The following is a 15,763-nucleotide window of genomic DNA, read 5'->3' as shown; positions in this document are numbered from 1 at the left end:
AAAATGGGCTCTTTGTCACAAATCTATTATATTTGTAATATTTAAAGCTAGTTTTGGTAATGCTTGTAATAGACTCTTAAAAGTCTTGTAACTGCATTGCATTTACCCCTGTGGTACTATAGGCAATGTCAGAAATTCAAGGAGGGACAAACGAATGAAAAAATTAGTAGCTTCATTCGCTGCAGGCATTATTATCGCTGGCGCTGCAACAACTGTTTCAGCAGAAGAGTACGAAGTGCAATCTGGAGACAACCTTTGGCAAATTGCAAAGGACTATAATACAACCGTAGATGATTTAGTTAATATAAACGAATTGGAATCCAATGTGATTCAACCGAACCAAACATTATTTATTAATGAATTGTATCAAGTAGAAAAAGGCGATACATTAATTGGTATCTCTAACAAATTTGATACTACGGTAGAAGACTTAAAAGATTGGAATGAACTTGACTCTGATTTACTTACAATCGGACAAGAGTTAAAAATCCAGGGTGTAAATGTTGCACAGGAAGACAAGCCAGCTGCCGAAGTGGAAAAGAAAGAAACAAAGGAACAAGAAGTAACTACACAGAACACTGCATCAGCTAATAAGCAAGAGGAAAAAGCTGAGGCAAAGCAAGTAACAAAAACAGAGCAAAAAACAGAACAAGCAGCTAAATCTGAGCAGAAAGCTGAAGGGAAAACAATTTCTGTAACAGCAACTGCTTATACTGCAGATTGTGATGGTTGCTCTGGTGTAACTTCAACAGGTGTTGATTTAAATAAAAATCCTAACGCTAAAGTAATTGCTGTTGATCCTAACGTTATTCCACTTGGTTCTAAAGTGTATGTTGAAGGTTATGGTTACGCAACAGCTGCTGATGTTGGTGGCGCAATTAAAGGTAATAAAATAGACTTGCACGTATCATCAAAAGATGCAGCTTATGACTGGGGCGTACGCACAGTCGATGTTACAGTTGTTGAATAAGTAAAGAACAAAAACTGAATAAAAATTTAATAGAATAAAAGGAAAGCATCGTTTACTAGATGTTTTCCTTTTATTTTTTTATATTAAACATGTAATTCCACTAAGACTTGATCTTGGTAGAATGCGAGTTTTCGTCAACTATTTCTGTCGCATCGTCATTCATTTGGGTGTAACCAACTACTCCAAACCCGACAATGAGTACAGCTATTAAGGCTACAAGGAACTTTTTCATGCTGATGCCTCCACTCATTAATTTCTACTCTCAGTATAATAAAGATTCCGCCATCAAACCATGCTTTTTTATGACATTTTTATAGGTAAATCTTACAATTTTGTAAGCCTTTTATTTAGAAGGATCTTACTATTTCGTATACACTTGCTTCCATTAAACATTTAGATGGCTTTGTGTTAAACTGGGATTAAAAGAACTAGGATACACTTTTAAATCTGACTACATAAAAGGAGGAAGTAAAAAGATGAGTAGTAAACTATTAAATAAATTTTTAGATGAAAACATTGCTGATCTAAAAGAGCGTGGATTATATAATGAAATTGACCCAGTAGAAGGGGCCAATGGACCGGAAATCAATATTGGTGGGAAGTCATTAATAAACTTATCTTCCAATAACTATCTTGGCCTTGCAACAGATAGTAGGTTAAAATCGGTTGCTAAAGAAGCGGTTGACTCACACGGAGTTGGGTCTGGGGCTGTACGTACAATTAATGGTACGTTAGATTTACACCTTACATTAGAAAAAAAACTGGCTGAATTTAAAGGCACTGAAGCAGCAATATCCTACCAGTCTGGCTTTAACTGTAATATGGCAGCTATTTCAGCTGTTATGGATAAAAATGATGCAATTTTATCGGATGAATTAAACCATGCCTCTATTATCGATGGTTGCCGCTTGTCAAAGGCGAAAATCATTCGTTTTAATCATTCAGATATGGAGGATCTTCGTCAAAAGGCTAAAGAAGCAACAGAATCTGGTCTTTATAATAAAGTAATGATTATTACAGACGGCGTATTTTCCATGGACGGAGACATTGCCAAGCTCCCTGAAATTGTAGAAATTGCAGAAGAATTTGACCTGATTACCTATGTGGATGACGCGCATGGATCAGGGGTTCTTGGAAAAGGCGCGGGGACTGTAAAGCATTTTGGCCTGCAGGATAAGGTCGATTTCCAAATGGGTACCCTTTCAAAAGCTATTGGCGTAATTGGAGGCTATGTTGCTGGTAAAGCGAATTTAATTGATTGGCTGAAAGTTCGTTCTCGTCCATTCCTATTTTCTACAGCTGTTTCACCAGCAGATGCAACGGCTAGTACCAAAGCGATTGAGTTATTAATGGAAAGTACAGAGCTTAATGAGAAATTATGGGAAAATGCCAATTACCTAAAAGCAGGATTGAAGGAGTTAGGTTTTGATATAGGAGGCAGTGAAACGCCAATCACACCTTGTGTTATCGGGGATGAAAATGATACTCAAAAATTCAGCAGAAGACTTTATGAAGAAGGCGTTTATGCAAAATCTATTGTATTTCCGACAGTACCTCGTGGCACAGGGCGTGTCCGTAACATGCCAACAGCGGCGCATACGAAGGAAATGTTGGATAATGCGCTAAAAGTATATGAAAAAGTAGGAAAAGAGATGGGTTTAATTTAGCATCAAGAGAAGATGAGGAGTTAGGGAAATGAAAAGAATTTTAGTTACAGGAGCACTTGGTCAAATTGGCTCGGAACTTTTGGGGCAACTACGAGAAGCTTATGGGGCGGATAATGTTATTGGGACGGATATACGGGAAGCTGAAGGTGAGCGCAATAATGGCCCCTTTGAAGTTGTCGATGTCACCAATGCAGATCGTCTTCATGAGGTAGCCAAAGCCCATAATGTGGATACAATCATGCATTTGGCTGCATTGCTTTCAGCAAAAGCAGAGGTCTATCCAAAGGTTGCATGGGACATTAATATGGGGGGGCTTGTTAACGCCCTTGAAGTCGCACGTGAGCTGGAATTGCAATTTTTCACACCAAGTTCTATCGGAGCGTTTGGTCCAACAACGCCTAAGGATCAAACACCGCAAGATACCCTGCAGCGCCCAACGACGATGTATGGGGTCAATAAGGTAGCAGGGGAACTGCTAGCAGACTATTATCATCATCGGTTTGGTGTAGACACAAGAGGAGTCCGTTTTCCAGGTCTAATTTCTTACGTTACACCACCAGGCGGGGGAACGACTGATTATGCTGTGGAAATATATTATGAGGCGATTAAAAATAAAGCATACCGTTCTTATATAGGTGAAGGAACGAAAATGGATATGATGTACATGCCAGATGCTTTGAATGCAATTATTCAACTTATGGAAGCAGATCCGGCGAAATTGGAGCATCGTAATGCGTTTAATATTTCTGCGATATCTGCTGCGCCAGAGGATTTTGGAAAAGCAATTCAAAAGCATATCCCAGAATTTACGTTAGACTATGAGGTGGATCCAATAAGGCAAAATATTGCCAACAGCTGGCCAAACAGCATAGACTCTTCCGTTGCCACCAAAGAATGGGGCTTTCAAGCAGAATACGATATTGATAGAATGACAGAAGACATGCTGGAAAAAGTAAAAGAAAAGCATACAAAATAGTATATCTTTGAGGTATTAAACTGGCTGGGAAAAGTGAAGAGGCTGAGACAAAAGTTCTCTCAACATATGAAAACCCGAACTATCTTGCAAATCCGTTAATAAAGGTTTGCCTAGTTCGGGTTTTCTTATTTTAGCGTAGGCAGAACGCGGAGACTCCTACGGGAACAGCACGAGTCCGAAGACCCCGCAGTGGTGCCTTTTCCACGAGGAGGCTGAGGCCGTGCCCGTGGAAAGCGGAGTGTTCTGCCGAAGCGGTGCTAAAGCATATTATTCGTATTTAAGCATTGATGATTTAGTTACGTCCCAGCCTCTTTAATGTTGGAAAGTAAAACGTATTTCCACAGTGGTGATTTTAAATCACTCTGGTCTTTATATTTGCTTTTGACTTGCAGAGGCAAATGTTTCGGTTTTATCCAGCATACATAGCAGAGATTTCTTTTTGAAGCTTTTTATCTGCAACGTATTCGTCATAGCTCATTTCTTTATCAACAATGCCACTTGGTGTGATTTCAATTAGGCGGTTGGCAATACTTTCTACAAACTGATGGTCATGTGATGTGAACAAGATAGAACCTTTAAATTTAATTAATCCATTATTTAATGCCGTAATGGATTCCAAATCAAGGTGGTTTGTCGGTTCATCCAGCATAAGCACATTCGCATTACTGAGCATCATTTTTGAAAGCATACAACGTACCTTCTCACCACCGGATAGGACGCTTGCCTTTTTAAGGGCTTGATCCCCAGAGAAAAGCATTCTACCTAGGAAACCACGAAGGAATGTCTCTGTTTCATCCTCTGGTGAAAATTGACGAAGCCAGTCAACTAATGTTAGGTCACTGTTTTCGAAATAAGGTGCATTATCCTTAGGGAAATAAGATTGAGAAGTTGTTACTCCCCATTTATACGTACCTTCATCAGGTTCCATCTCTCCTGCAAGTATCTTGAATAAAGTAGTTTTTGCAATGTCATCTTTCCCGATCAAAGCAATCTTATCGTCTTTATTCATTGTGAAACTTACATTATCAAGGACCTTATTACCGCCAATTGTTTTTGTTAATCCTTCTACACGTAAAAGATCGTTCCCAATTTCTCTTTCAGGTGTGAAAGCAATGTACGGATACTTACGTGAGGATGGTTTAATATCATCTAACGTAATATTATCCAACATTTTCTTTCTTGACGTTGCTTGCTTTGATTTAGAAGCATTGGCGCTAAACCTAGCAATAAAGGTCTGTAGCTCTTTAATTTTCTCTTCCTTCTTCTTGTTAGCCTGTTGTGCCATTTGTGCTGCCAGTTGGCTGGACTCGTACCAAAAATCATAGTTTCCGATGTAGATTTGAATTTTACCATAATCAACATCAGCAATATGGGTACATACTTTGTTTAAAAAGTGACGGTCATGGGAGACCACAATAACGGTATTCTCGAAATTAATGAGAAACTCTTCCAGCCACTGAATCGCATGAATATCAAGTCCGTTAGTCGGCTCATCCAATAGAAGAATATCAGGGTTGCCGAATAAAGCTTGAGCAAGAAGGACTTTAACTTTTTGATCTGCAGCAAGGTCGCCCATTTGCAGCAGGTGAAGAGATTCGTCGATTCCTAGTCCCTTTAACAGGACTGCGGCATCAGATTCAGCTTCCCAACCGTTCATTTCCGCAAACTCGCCTTCTAATTCAGCAGCACGCATTCCGTCTTCCTCGGAAAAGTCGCCTTTCATGTAGATGGCGTCTTTTTCCTGTTTAACGGCATAAAGCTTTTCATGCCCCATGAGAACGGTCTCAAGAACTTGATGTTCTTCATAAGCAAAGTGGTCCTGCTTTAATACAGCAAGGCGTTCTCCAGGTGAGAGGCTCACATTGCCGGACTGTGGCTCGACTTCACCAGAAAGTATCTTTAAAAAGGTAGACTTACCTGCGCCATTGGCACCAATTAGGCCATAACAATTGCCAGGAGTAAATTTTAGATTTACATCCTCAAACAACTTCTTGTCACCATATCGTAAACTTACATTATTTACATTAATCATGTATAACCGATTCCTCCAATAAATATGAAATTGCAGTCACAGTTAGATTACGGTATTTAAGTGGTTTCGTCAATGTATAACGGTCATATATTATAATAGGAAGTAATCTTTTCAAAAAATTAACTTGTATATTTGTTCGTTTTTTGCAATAGTAGATAAAAAGGGGTTTTTGAAACAAGCGTCCTAATATATAGAGAGAACAAGGATTGGAGAGGGGGGACAGAGTTGCAGGAGCGAACAATTTATTTGCTATTTACCGATACTGGTACTTATTTGGCAAGAGCTATTAATTTTTGCACAAGGCAATCATTAAACCATGTATCCATTTCCCTGGACGGGGCATTAAGTGAGGTATATAGCTTTGGGAGAAAGCGTCCCAGAAACCCTTTTATTGGAGGGTTTGTAAAAGAAGATATAACGAGTGATTTTCTAAAGCAATCGCATTGCGCTGTCTATAGTTGCAGGATATCTGCAGAAGAGTATAAAAACATTATTAAAAATATAAAAGAAATTGAAGCAAAGAAAGATGAATATCGCTACAATTTTATCGGTCTCTTTGGGGTACTTTTCCAAATTAAAATAAATCGTAAAAATGCCCTTTTTTGTTCAGAGTTTGTAGCGACAGTGCTGCAAGGTGTACCAACGATTGAATTGAAGAAACCAACCTATTTTATGAAGCCTGGAGACCTAAGAACGGTGGAGGGTATGCAATTAATATACCAGGGAAGACTGGGTTGTTATCCTGATCATTTAATGAATCGAGAGAAAACACTAGTAACAGGCAGACAAACAGAGCCAAAGCAATCATTTATTTTTTCCTTATCTTCTAAAGTTAAACGATTGGTTATCCGATAAAAACGAGCTGCGGCTCGTTTTTTTTAATGTGTAACATAATTGGTTCTAGTCGAACCTGGAGCTCGTTTTCCCCTCTAGATGTTTAGCTTTATGATGTCCACCTTTAGTCAATACCCAGTGTCTGGTAAGGGATACGAATACGGAATGCAAGATTATTTGCCTCCAAGTCGATATGTTCTACCCCAACTTCAAAATTACTCCGGATATCCATTTCCGTTACAGCTACATAAATTTCTTCTTTTTCTGGATTAACGGTGACCCAATCGGGCATAGGCAGATATTTGCCAATATACTCCATGATCTTCTTATTTGGGAGTTCCAGGAGCCCTATAGAGATGGATTTTTGCTTAAGAATAATATCTCCATTCTCCTGCACCAATGGCTCAAGATGTGCAGAAAGGGGTACCGTTGAAGAAAATACAGGAAGTTCTCCAATAAGATGAACATCCTCATCTAATTCAATTCGGTATTGGTGTCTTGTGCCTTGTAATAACTGATCTGTATAAGCGTTAATTAGGTCATTAAGATTTTGTTTCGTTGTTCGTACAACAAATTCTGAACTTTCATCCTGTGGGGTGGCTTCGTTTTCCGGATACGTTGCGTCAGGCACTGGCCAGAAAATAAGGGCAAGGAGAATTAGGATTACTGCAATATTTAATATCAGTAAGCCATAAAAAAGTTTTTTCCATTTACTTTTTGCTTTCAGTCTGTTTGTTCTATCTTTCATTGCATTCATCCTTCTTCATTTGTTAAATAATCAAGAACTCGTTGTGCCATTCGCTTGTACCCACTATCGTTGGGATGGAAATTATCTTCAGCAAATAAATTTTCCGAAGCCCCTGCAAAAAGATCAATCGTTGGAATAAATGTCGCATAGTCAAGGTCTTTCGTTACTTTTTCACTCGTTCCATTCCATTCTTCCACTATGACGCCAAGCTCCTTAATTTCACGGAAATATTGACTGAAAGGGTCATAAAAGCCTAGTAAGTAAATGTCTGCTTTTGGACTAATGTCATGAATTTTCGTAAAGATTTGCCTTAATCTATCCTCATAGGAAACGCGTGCTTTGTTGAAATCCTCCATTTGTAAATTCGTGAAATTCTCTTTTACGACTTGCATAATATCGTTTGCCCCAATGGTAATAAGAACAATATCTGCTTGATTAATGGAATCCACTACTTCTGGTTTTTCTATTCGCGCTAGCAGCTGATCAGAACGATTTCCGCGTACTCCAAAATTATCAAAGGCTACAAGCTCTTTTTCCTGATTAATGGCACGATCCAAAATGCCAACATAGCCGCCTTGTTCGGTCGCAGCACCGACTCCCTGCGTAAGTGAATCCCCAATGGCAGTTACTTGGGTTTCGCGCATGGAAAAGAAATCAAGGGTACTTTCTACGACATTTACAACGACTTCTGAGAGCGGTGTTTGTTCCGTTTCACTGGCCGGCTCTTCTTGCGTTTCCTCTTCCTTTGTTTCTTCGGCTTGCTCTGTCTCACTATCTGGGAGTTCGCTATTCATGATAGTCACATCCTTAAATTGCGACCCCGGTTGGTATGAGTATAGCACGATAACCCCTGTGCCAATAATAAGTATTGATAGCAAAATAAGTATTATAATATTACGTTTTTTCATGTTCATCCCACACCTAAGCTGTATTATTTGTCCCGTGTCAGGGGGAAGAAAATCCAATACTATATAGGATTTCTACTACTATCTTATTTTAAATGACCCGTTCTGTGCTCCCTGCTTAGTCGTATAAGCAGTACACTAGATTATCTCATAAATTATATTGCTGATAAAGAAAACAAATCGCTTATAATTTGCCTTTCGTGGGGAATAAGAGAACTCCCCATCAAATGAAGTTTCACTTCATATAAACTTATCATACCAATAGTTGCAGTATTTATTTCTTTCCTTTTTTCATGTACAAAGAAAAATCGCCCTTTAAAAAAGGCGATATGTGAAAGGAAAGGTTATCTCTATTTTTCCCAGTTTACTTAATGATTAAACCTGTTTTTTCTTAGTAAAAAGGGTTTCGTTTGCTAAAAAGTTACGGACAATTTCTCCCCATTTTTCAAATTCAGTTAAAAAACCGTCATGGCCAAAATCTGTTTTAACATGGTAATAGCATCCATTTGCCACTTCTTCTGCAAACTGTTTCATTAAAGGTGGTTCAAAAATTAAATCCTTATCATAGCTTATTGCTAGAAGAGGAGTTTCAATTTGTTTAGCAGCCTGTATCCAGTTCACTCTGCCTTTACCAATATCGTGATGATTCATTGCCTGTAGTAATGTTAAATAACTATTGGCATCAAACCGCTCTGTTAACTTTTTCCCTTGGTAATCTAAATAAGCACTAATATCATATTGCTGCTGGCTACTTTTGCGTGCAAAACGTTCATTGAATAGCGTGGAGCTTCTGTAAGTAACCATTCCAATCATCCTGGAAATTTCTAATCCTCTGAGGGAGAGGTTGGATTCATATAAACCATTTTTCCATTCAGGGTCTTGTTTAATCGCCGTTTCAGCAATATGGTTGAATGCTATGCCAAAATCCGAAAAGTAGGGGGTGGAGGCGAGAATGATGAGTTTATCCATTTTAGTTGGATAGAGAAGCCCCCATTCCATTGCCTGCATCCCTCCAAGTGATCCCCCTATCACAGCAGCTAAATGGTTAATTCCCATTATTTCAAGTGCGAGCTGTTGTGCATGTACCATGTCCCGTATGGTTATTGGAGGGAACGAAATTCGATATGGTTGATTGGTTTTTTTATTGATCGTTGCAGGGCCCGTGGACCCATCACAACCACCAAGCACATTAAAGGTTAGTACTTGATAATTGTTTGTATCAATATGCTTTCCCTCGCCAATAAGACCGCTCCACCAGCCGGGGTTGGTTTTATTCCCAATAGCAAGGTGGTTTCCTGTTAGCGCATGGCAAATTAAAATAACTGGGGCGCCCACAGGACCGGAAATTTCATAGCGTAAGGTAACTTCTTCAAGGATTTCACCTGAAGTGAGAACCATCGGACCTATCTTGATCTCATCAACGGTGGGAGCGATCTTCTGGGAATTTGTCATAGGCGTCCTCCTTTGTCTTTAGACCTCCCAATGAAGTTTTACTTTAAACACCTGCAGTTACACTTTCTATTACCCCTTTACGTTGGCGAATGGCTTCGTTATAAGGGTTATTCCCAGTAATTACCGTAATTCCGGCAGCCCGAGCATTTTCGAGTAGCTTTGTATGGTTTTCATCTGCCCATAGAATGCTAATTTGCTTGTTAATTACTTGCTCAAGTAAGTTTGCAGGACCGCTCTGGTTATCTACATAAACAGCATCAACTTGAAATGGGACATCCGATAAATGGGTATAAATGTTGGATTCCTTGTTCTCGATCTCCTGAATCTCTGCAACGAGGAAACCAAGTGTTTCAAGTTGTTGCTTTAACTCATGATTGCTCTCTGTTGTAGAGAGTACGATAGTCTTCTGCCTTACAGAGCCATTACTCCTGTCAAAGGGCGAGCGGACTAGCCATTCTCTTGCATCCTTTTCTGTCGGTGTGTTTGTGGATGGTTGGCCGACAGCCAGATTGATTGCTTCATCTAAAGTGATTATTAAGTCAGAGGTCGACTCAAGCCCAATGGAAAGTCGTACAAGTTCTTCTAATACGCCAGAGCTCTGTAGTTCTTCCTCGTTAAGCTGTTGGTGGGTGGTAGATGCAGGATGAATAATTAAAGATTTGGCATCACCGACATTTGCCACATGGGACCATAGAGAAATCGAATCAATTAACTTTCTTCCAGCCTCTCGACCTCCTTTAATGCCAAAAGTAATAATAGAGCCAAAACCGTCTTTTAAATATTTTTTAGCCAGCTGATGGGAAGGATGGTTTGATAGACCTGGGTAGTTGACCCAATCAACTGCTTCATGAGTGGCTAGGAATGCAGCAACCTCTTCAGCATTTTTTGTATGTCTCTCAATCCGTAAATGCAAAGTCTCAAGACCTTGTAATAAAAGAAAGGCGTTTTGAGGACTTAGACAAGCTCCGATATCTCGCAAGAGCTCTACTCGCAATTTGGTGGCAAAGGCAGCAGCTCCAACATCGATATAACGTAAGCCTTTATAGCTTTCTTGTGGCTCAGTAAAATTTTTAAATCTTGGGTTATTCCAATTGAAGCGGCCACCATCAACCACAACTCCTCCAATGGTTGTTCCGTGTCCTCCAATCCACTTTGTTGCAGAATGAACGACGATATCTGCTCCCCAGGTTAGAGGCTTCGTTAGATATGGTGCAAACGTATTATCGATAATAAGTGGGATTCCATGCTGGTGCGCGATAGTGGCAACAGCTTCCACATCAAAAATGTTTAAGCTTGGGTTTGTAATTGTTTCGCCAAAGATAGCTTTTGTTTTGTCTGTAATTGCATGCTCAATCTCTTCATGGTTTGTTCCATCCACAAATTTCACTGTGATGCCGTAGCGTGGCAGTGTGTGGGCGAACAAGTTGTATGTCCCGCCATATAAATTGCTATCCGCGATAATTTCATCTCCAGCACTAGCAATATTTAAGATTGCAAACGATATAGCAGCCATACCAGAAGAAGTGGCAACTGCAGCAATCCCGTCTTCTAGCTGTGCAATTCTTTGTTCAAACGCATCGACTGTTGGATTCATAATTCTGGAGTAAATGTTACCAGGTTCAGATAATCCGAATAGGTTTTGCGCATGTTCTGTATCCCGGAATACATAAGAGGTCGTTTGATAGATTGGTACAGCCCTCGCTCCAGTAGTTGGGTCAGGCTCTTGTCCGCCGTGAAGTAAAATCGTTTCGTCCTGTTGGTAATTAAATGCTGTCATGTCAATTCCTCCTTTAAATTAGTGGGCAGCCAGTCAATTGACGGCAACGCCCAGTTTTTTAACCGGCCTGGGAGAAGGAGGGCATATAAAAAGCCCTCTTCCTAAGAAGAGGGCGTATCATCCACGTTCCTCCTCTTATCTTCCAGATCCATTATGATCTGTAGGATTTAGCACCATCGGAAGCAAATAAAATTTGCTTACAGGTTGCCGGGCTTCGCAGGGCCTATTCCCTCCACCACTCTTGATAAGAGATTCAATTTTTAAATTATTCACATTATATTAGGTAACATAGTCAATTGTCAACCGGTTTTTTTAAAAAGAAAGAACTAAATTTAGTCCTTGAATATGATCGCTGAGTAATGTTGCGGAATTGATCCTTTTTTAGTAAGAAAAAACCGAACTGGATGGAAAACCATCGAAGTTCGGTTCAGTTAATCAAAATCTATTTAGCTATGATTATTTAAACGGTCTCTGGCTGCAGTTCGCCGGCCATGATTTTTTCCATGTGGTGGCAAGCAGCACGATGACCTTCCTGCATATGGTCTAGGTTACGTAATTCCGGTACATCTGTCTTACAAACCTCTGTAGCAAATGGACATCTTGTATGGAAACGACAACCAGTAGGAGGGTCGATTGGAGAAGGAACATCTCCTTTTAATGTAATACGTTCTTTTTTAACTTCAGGGTCTGGAATAGGGATAGCGGACAGCAATGCTTTTGTGTATGGATGCTGCGGGTTATCGAAAAGAGATTTTTTATCCGCGATCTCTACTACCTTTCCTAAATACATAACAATGATTCTATCAGAAATATGTCGTACGACTCCAAGATCGTGGGCGATAAAGAAGAAGGTAAGGTTAAATTCTTTTTGCAGCTTCTTCAACAGGTTTAACACTTGGGCTTGTACGGACACATCGAGTGCAGATACTGCTTCATCACAAATGATTAGCTTTGGATCGACTGACAATGCCCTTGCAATTCCAATTCGCTGACGTTGACCACCTGAAAACTCATGTGGATAACGGTCAATTTGTTCGCCGTTTAACCCAACTGTTTCAAGGATTTCGATAGCACGTTGGCGGCGTTTGTTTTTGGGAACAACTCCTTGAATTGCCATTGCTTCCATTAATATTTTTCCAACAGTTTGTCTCGGGTTTAGGGACGCATAAGGGTCCTGGAAAATAACCTGCAAATCTTTACGCTTTTTCCGCATCTCGCTTTTATTAAGGGATAGTAAGTCAGTGCCATCAAATTCAATTTCCCCAGCAGTTGGCTCATCTAATCGAAGGATAGCACGGCCGGTAGTGGACTTTCCACAACCAGATTCGCCTACAACACTTAGCGTTTCTCCCTCATAAATTTCAAAGGACACGTCATCAACAGCTTTTACGTGGTTCATCGTTCTTCCCAGGATTCCACCCTTTATCGGGAAATATTGCTTTAAGTTATTTACTTTAAGTAGTTCTTTCTGTTGCATTTACTTTCACCTCCGGATCTCCATTCCAGCGATCTGTATAAATCCAGCAGCGTACTTCGCCACCGTCACTTTGCTCATCTAGTGTTGGTAACTCTTCTACACATAGGTCTGTTGCAAAAGGGCAACGGGGGGCAAATCGACAGCCTTTAGGCATATTCGCTGGACTTGGCACATTCCCTCTTATCGGTTCTAACTCGTCAACATCCGTGTCATGACGTGGGATGGATTTAAGGAGCCCAACGGTATAAGGGTGTTTTGGATTTCTGAACAATGATTTTACATCTTGGTATTCAACTACTTTTCCGCCATACATAACAGCGACATAGTCACACGTTTCCGCTACGACACCCATATCATGGGTAATCATAATTACGGACATTCCCAACTCTTTTTGCAGTTCTTTTATCAATTCTAGTATTTGGGCCTGGATAGTTACATCAAGAGCGGTTGTCGGTTCATCCGCTATTAATAAATCAGGGTTACAGGCTAAGGCCATTGCGATCATCACACGTTGTCTCATCCCACCAGATAATTCATGTGGGTATTGCTTTATACGTTGTTCTGGTGACGGGATACCTACTAGTTTTAGAAGCTCTATCCCTTTTTGTGTGCCACTTTCTTTACCGAGTCCTTGGTGAACCTTTAAGGTTTCCCGTATTTGTTGCCCTACAGTGTAAACAGGGTTTAAAGACGTCATCGGTTCCTGGAATATCATAGATATTTCATTTCCGCGGATTTCCCGGATTTGTTTATCACTCATTTTGGTGAGGTCCTTGCCTTTAAAATTAATCTCTCCGCCTTTAATTTTACCTGGCTTTTCAAGCAGACGTAGAATGGAAAGGGCGGTAATACTTTTACCAGACCCTGATTCACCTACAATTCCAATCGTTTTTCCTTTAGGTAATTTAAAAGAAACGCCATCAACAGCTCTTACTTCAAAATCGTCAAGTTCAAAAGAAGTCCGTAAATCTTTAATGTCTAAAATGGTCTCTTCATTCAATGAGTTCACCTCTCTCATCAATCTATTAATCTAGTTTAATCCGCTTGTTCAAGAATTTATAAGAAATATCAACGATTAAGTTTACAAACACGAATACTACAGCAATAACTAATACAGAAGCCTGGACAACAGGGAAGTCTCTAGCCAAAATTCGGTCAACGATTAATTTTCCCATTCCATTAATAGCGAAGACAGATTCTGTTAGCACAGATCCGGCAAGTAAACTACCAAATTGTAGCCCGACAACTGTTACAACAGGAATCAGAGCATTTTTTAAAGCGTGACGATAAATAACTACCCGTTCTTTCAACCCTTTTGCTCTAGCTGTACGAATGTAATCCTGGGAAATAACGTCAAGCATGCTCGAACGTGTCATCCTGGCAATAACTGCTGCCCCCATTGTCCCTAACGTAATTACCGGTAATATAATTTGCTGTACGGATCCCCAGCCAGTCGCTGGCAGCCACCCTAGTTGAATGGAAAACCACTGCATTAACATAAGGCCTAGCCAGAAGTTAGGCATGGAAAGTCCAAAAAGCGCTACAAGCATAATAGAAATATCTGCGAAGGAATACTGCCTTACCGCAGAAATAATACCTGCAATCAATCCTAAAAAGATACTAAAAATCGTACTATATACAGATAACTCGAAAGTTACCATAAACTTTGGCCCTAATTCACTGCTGACCGGTAAGCTTGTTCTCCAAGAATTTCCGAAGTCAAGCATTGCTGCATCTTTTACAAATGTTAGATATTGGACAATAATAGGGTCGTTTAAGCCTAGTCTCTCCTCTATTTGCTCCACCGTATCCCTTGGAGCACTTTCACCCGCTATAATATGGGCTGGATTTCCTGGAGATAGGTGCATCAAGGAAAAAACTAGAATCGTAACACCTATTAACACAGGAATAAGCTGTAATAAACGACGTACTATGAATTGAAACATATTTGCACCTACTTCCTATTTATTAAATTTAGGGTCTAAAGCATCTCTCAACCCATCACCAAATATATTAAATGCTAGTACAATGAGCATGATAGCAAGCCCTGGGTATAAAGCGATATGGCCTGCATCCCACATGAAATCTCTCCCATCACTTAGCAATGCCCCGAGTTCAGGTGATGGTGGTTGAACACCAAGCCCAAGGAAGGACAATCCACTAGCTGATAAGACGGCACTTGCAATAAACAAACTAGCTTGGACAATAATTGGTGAAAGAATATTAGGTAAAATATGTTTGCAAATGATTCTGACATCGGATGCTCCCAACGCCTTCATTGCATCAATGTACTCTAGGTTTTTAACAGATAGAGTAGAACCACGTACAATTCTGGCAAAGGTCGGGATAGCGAAAATAGATATGGCGATCATAACGTTTTGCAAACTTGCACCAAGAATACTAATTAAAGCTAATGCTAAGAGGATCCCAGGAAAAGCTAAAAGGACATCAATCAGACGCATAATAACCGCATCAATTTTACCTCCGTAATACCCTGATACAAGACCAATGATAACGCCTGCGATACCACCTATGATGGTAGAAATGATACCAATACCCATTGTAATGCCTAAGCCATGGATTATTCTTGTGAAGATATCTCTACCATGGTGATCTGTACCTAACCAATGCTCCGCAGAAGGACCTTCAAACTTCACGGCGTAGTCAATATTGTTAGGGTCCTGTGTAGTAATATAAGGACCTACAAATGCAACAATAATCAGAAATATAATCAGATACCCGCCCACTAAGGCACTTTTGTTTTTAGAGAGACGCTTATAAAAGTCTTTTACAGATCTTATAAATGGCCCATCTACCTTCTTTTTTTGCTTTACAGCTGTACTATTAGCTTGTTCAGCACTCATTTTATTCCCCCTCATCTTTTCGTGATTCTTATAGAATCTATTTTGTCTTGATTGCAAAAAG

At 39.9% G+C, this 15,763-nt stretch carries 14 protein-coding genes and 1 riboswitch; of the genes, 4 read left to right on the top strand and 10 right to left on the bottom strand.

The window, feature by feature from the left end:
- The first annotated feature begins 154 nt into the window (after positions 1-154).
- Positions 155-970 carry a LysM peptidoglycan-binding domain-containing protein gene (locus tag LG273_RS17115; RefSeq protein WP_404455936.1) on the top strand — a complete coding sequence of 272 codons (816 nt, stop codon included), beginning with the start codon at positions 155-157 and terminating at the stop codon, positions 968-970.
- Between the two features lie 100 nt (positions 971-1,070).
- On the opposite strand, the gene LG273_RS17110 is transcribed toward LG273_RS17115, so the two are convergent.
- Positions 1,071-1,202, bottom strand: coding sequence for a hypothetical protein (locus LG273_RS17110; protein ID WP_404455933.1), 132 nt, complete (start codon positions 1,200-1,202; stop codon positions 1,071-1,073).
- 244 nt (positions 1,203-1,446) lie between these two features.
- On the opposite strand from LG273_RS17110, the gene LG273_RS17105 reads away from it, so the two are divergent.
- Positions 1,447-2,637: a glycine C-acetyltransferase gene (locus LG273_RS17105; protein WP_404455930.1), complete on the top strand. Its 1,191-nt coding sequence runs from the start codon at positions 1,447-1,449 to the stop codon at positions 2,635-2,637.
- A 28-nt stretch (positions 2,638-2,665) separates the two neighbouring features.
- Positions 2,666-3,613 (top strand): L-threonine 3-dehydrogenase, encoded by a 948-nt coding sequence (locus tag LG273_RS17100; protein ID WP_404455928.1) that lies wholly within the window; start codon positions 2,666-2,668, stop codon positions 3,611-3,613.
- A gap of 409 nt (positions 3,614-4,022) precedes the next feature.
- Here LG273_RS17100 and LG273_RS17095 read toward each other — a convergent pair whose 3' ends face one another.
- Positions 4,023-5,645 carry an ABC-F family ATP-binding cassette domain-containing protein gene (locus tag LG273_RS17095; RefSeq protein ID WP_404455925.1) on the bottom strand — a complete coding sequence of 541 codons (1,623 nt, stop codon included), beginning with the start codon at positions 5,643-5,645 and terminating at the stop codon, positions 4,023-4,025.
- A 225-nt stretch (positions 5,646-5,870) separates the two neighbouring features.
- On the opposite strand from LG273_RS17095, the gene LG273_RS17090 reads away from it, so the two are divergent.
- Positions 5,871-6,500, top strand: coding sequence for a hypothetical protein (locus LG273_RS17090; RefSeq protein ID WP_404455922.1), 630 nt, complete (start codon positions 5,871-5,873; stop codon positions 6,498-6,500).
- Positions 6,501-6,603: 103 nt separating this feature from the next.
- On the opposite strand, the gene LG273_RS17085 is transcribed toward LG273_RS17090, so the two are convergent.
- The 8 genes from LG273_RS17085 to LG273_RS17050 form a co-directional block, all read right to left on the bottom strand.
- Positions 6,604-7,227: a YpmS family protein gene (locus LG273_RS17085; RefSeq protein ID WP_404455919.1), complete on the bottom strand. Its 624-nt coding sequence runs from the start codon at positions 7,225-7,227 to the stop codon at positions 6,604-6,606.
- 5 nt (positions 7,228-7,232) lie between these two features.
- Positions 7,233-8,135 (bottom strand): SGNH/GDSL hydrolase family protein, encoded by a 903-nt coding sequence (locus LG273_RS17080; RefSeq protein ID WP_404455917.1) that lies wholly within the window; start codon positions 8,133-8,135, stop codon positions 7,233-7,235.
- A gap of 372 nt (positions 8,136-8,507) precedes the next feature.
- Positions 8,508-9,584 (bottom strand): homoserine O-acetyltransferase, encoded by a 1,077-nt coding sequence (locus tag LG273_RS17075; RefSeq protein WP_404455913.1) that lies wholly within the window; start codon positions 9,582-9,584, stop codon positions 8,508-8,510.
- Between the two features lie 43 nt (positions 9,585-9,627).
- The gene (locus LG273_RS17070) at positions 9,628-11,361 is read right to left on the bottom strand and encodes an O-acetylhomoserine aminocarboxypropyltransferase/cysteine synthase family protein (protein ID WP_404455910.1); all 1,734 of its coding nucleotides are present in this window, start codon (positions 11,359-11,361) and stop codon (positions 9,628-9,630) included.
- A 132-nt stretch (positions 11,362-11,493) separates the two neighbouring features.
- A riboswitch (SAM riboswitch) is annotated at positions 11,494-11,612 on the bottom strand.
- Positions 11,613-11,821: 209 nt separating this feature from the next.
- Positions 11,822-12,838: an ABC transporter ATP-binding protein gene (locus LG273_RS17065; protein WP_404455907.1), complete on the bottom strand. Its 1,017-nt coding sequence runs from the start codon at positions 12,836-12,838 to the stop codon at positions 11,822-11,824.
- The gene (locus LG273_RS17060; protein WP_404455904.1) at positions 12,816-13,856 is read right to left on the bottom strand and encodes an ABC transporter ATP-binding protein; all 1,041 of its coding nucleotides are present in this window, start codon (positions 13,854-13,856) and stop codon (positions 12,816-12,818) included. Before LG273_RS17060 ends, LG273_RS17065 begins: the two co-directional genes overlap by 23 nt.
- Positions 13,857-13,863: 7 nt before the next feature.
- A complete protein-coding gene (locus LG273_RS17055) occupies positions 13,864-14,784 on the bottom strand; it encodes an ABC transporter permease (RefSeq protein ID WP_404455901.1) in 921 nt (306 codons plus the stop codon).
- A 15-nt stretch (positions 14,785-14,799) separates the two neighbouring features.
- Positions 14,800-15,702 (bottom strand): ABC transporter permease, encoded by a 903-nt coding sequence (locus tag LG273_RS17050; protein ID WP_404455898.1) that lies wholly within the window; start codon positions 15,700-15,702, stop codon positions 14,800-14,802.
- Positions 15,703-15,763: the final 61 nt, after the last annotated feature.

Origin of the sequence: Oceanobacillus kapialis (assembly GCF_044790185.1) — a bacterium.
Lineage (GTDB): Bacteria > Bacillota > Bacilli > Bacillales > Amphibacillaceae > Oceanobacillus_B > Oceanobacillus_B kapialis.
This window is presented reverse-complemented; position numbering and strand designations above follow the sequence as displayed.

Coding starts and splice junctions, on each gene's coding strand:
- LG273_RS17115 (WP_404455936.1), top strand. CDS start 155: ATGAAAAAATTAGTAGCTTCATTCGCTGCAGGCATTATTATCGCTGGC.
- LG273_RS17110 (WP_404455933.1), bottom strand. CDS start 1,202: ATGAAAAAGTTCCTTGTAGCCTTAATAGCTGTACTCATTGTCGGGTTT.
- LG273_RS17105 (WP_404455930.1), top strand. CDS start 1,447: ATGAGTAGTAAACTATTAAATAAATTTTTAGATGAAAACATTGCTGAT.
- LG273_RS17100 (WP_404455928.1), top strand. CDS start 2,666: ATGAAAAGAATTTTAGTTACAGGAGCACTTGGTCAAATTGGCTCGGAA.
- LG273_RS17095 (WP_404455925.1), bottom strand. CDS start 5,645: ATGATTAATGTAAATAATGTAAGTTTACGATATGGTGACAAGAAGTTG.
- LG273_RS17085 (WP_404455919.1), bottom strand. CDS start 7,227: ATGAAAGATAGAACAAACAGACTGAAAGCAAAAAGTAAATGGAAAAAA.
- LG273_RS17080 (WP_404455917.1), bottom strand. CDS start 8,135: ATGAAAAAACGTAATATTATAATACTTATTTTGCTATCAATACTTATT.
- LG273_RS17075 (WP_404455913.1), bottom strand. CDS start 9,584: ATGACAAATTCCCAGAAGATCGCTCCCACCGTTGATGAGATCAAGATA.
- LG273_RS17070 (WP_404455910.1), bottom strand. CDS start 11,361: ATGACAGCATTTAATTACCAACAGGACGAAACGATTTTACTTCACGGC.
- LG273_RS17065 (WP_404455907.1), bottom strand. CDS start 12,838: ATGCAACAGAAAGAACTACTTAAAGTAAATAACTTAAAGCAATATTTC.
- LG273_RS17060 (WP_404455904.1), bottom strand. CDS start 13,856: ATGAGAGAGGTGAACTCATTGAATGAAGAGACCATTTTAGACATTAAA.
- LG273_RS17055 (WP_404455901.1), bottom strand. CDS start 14,784: ATGTTTCAATTCATAGTACGTCGTTTATTACAGCTTATTCCTGTGTTA.
- LG273_RS17050 (WP_404455898.1), bottom strand. CDS start 15,702: ATGAGTGCTGAACAAGCTAATAGTACAGCTGTAAAGCAAAAAAAGAAG.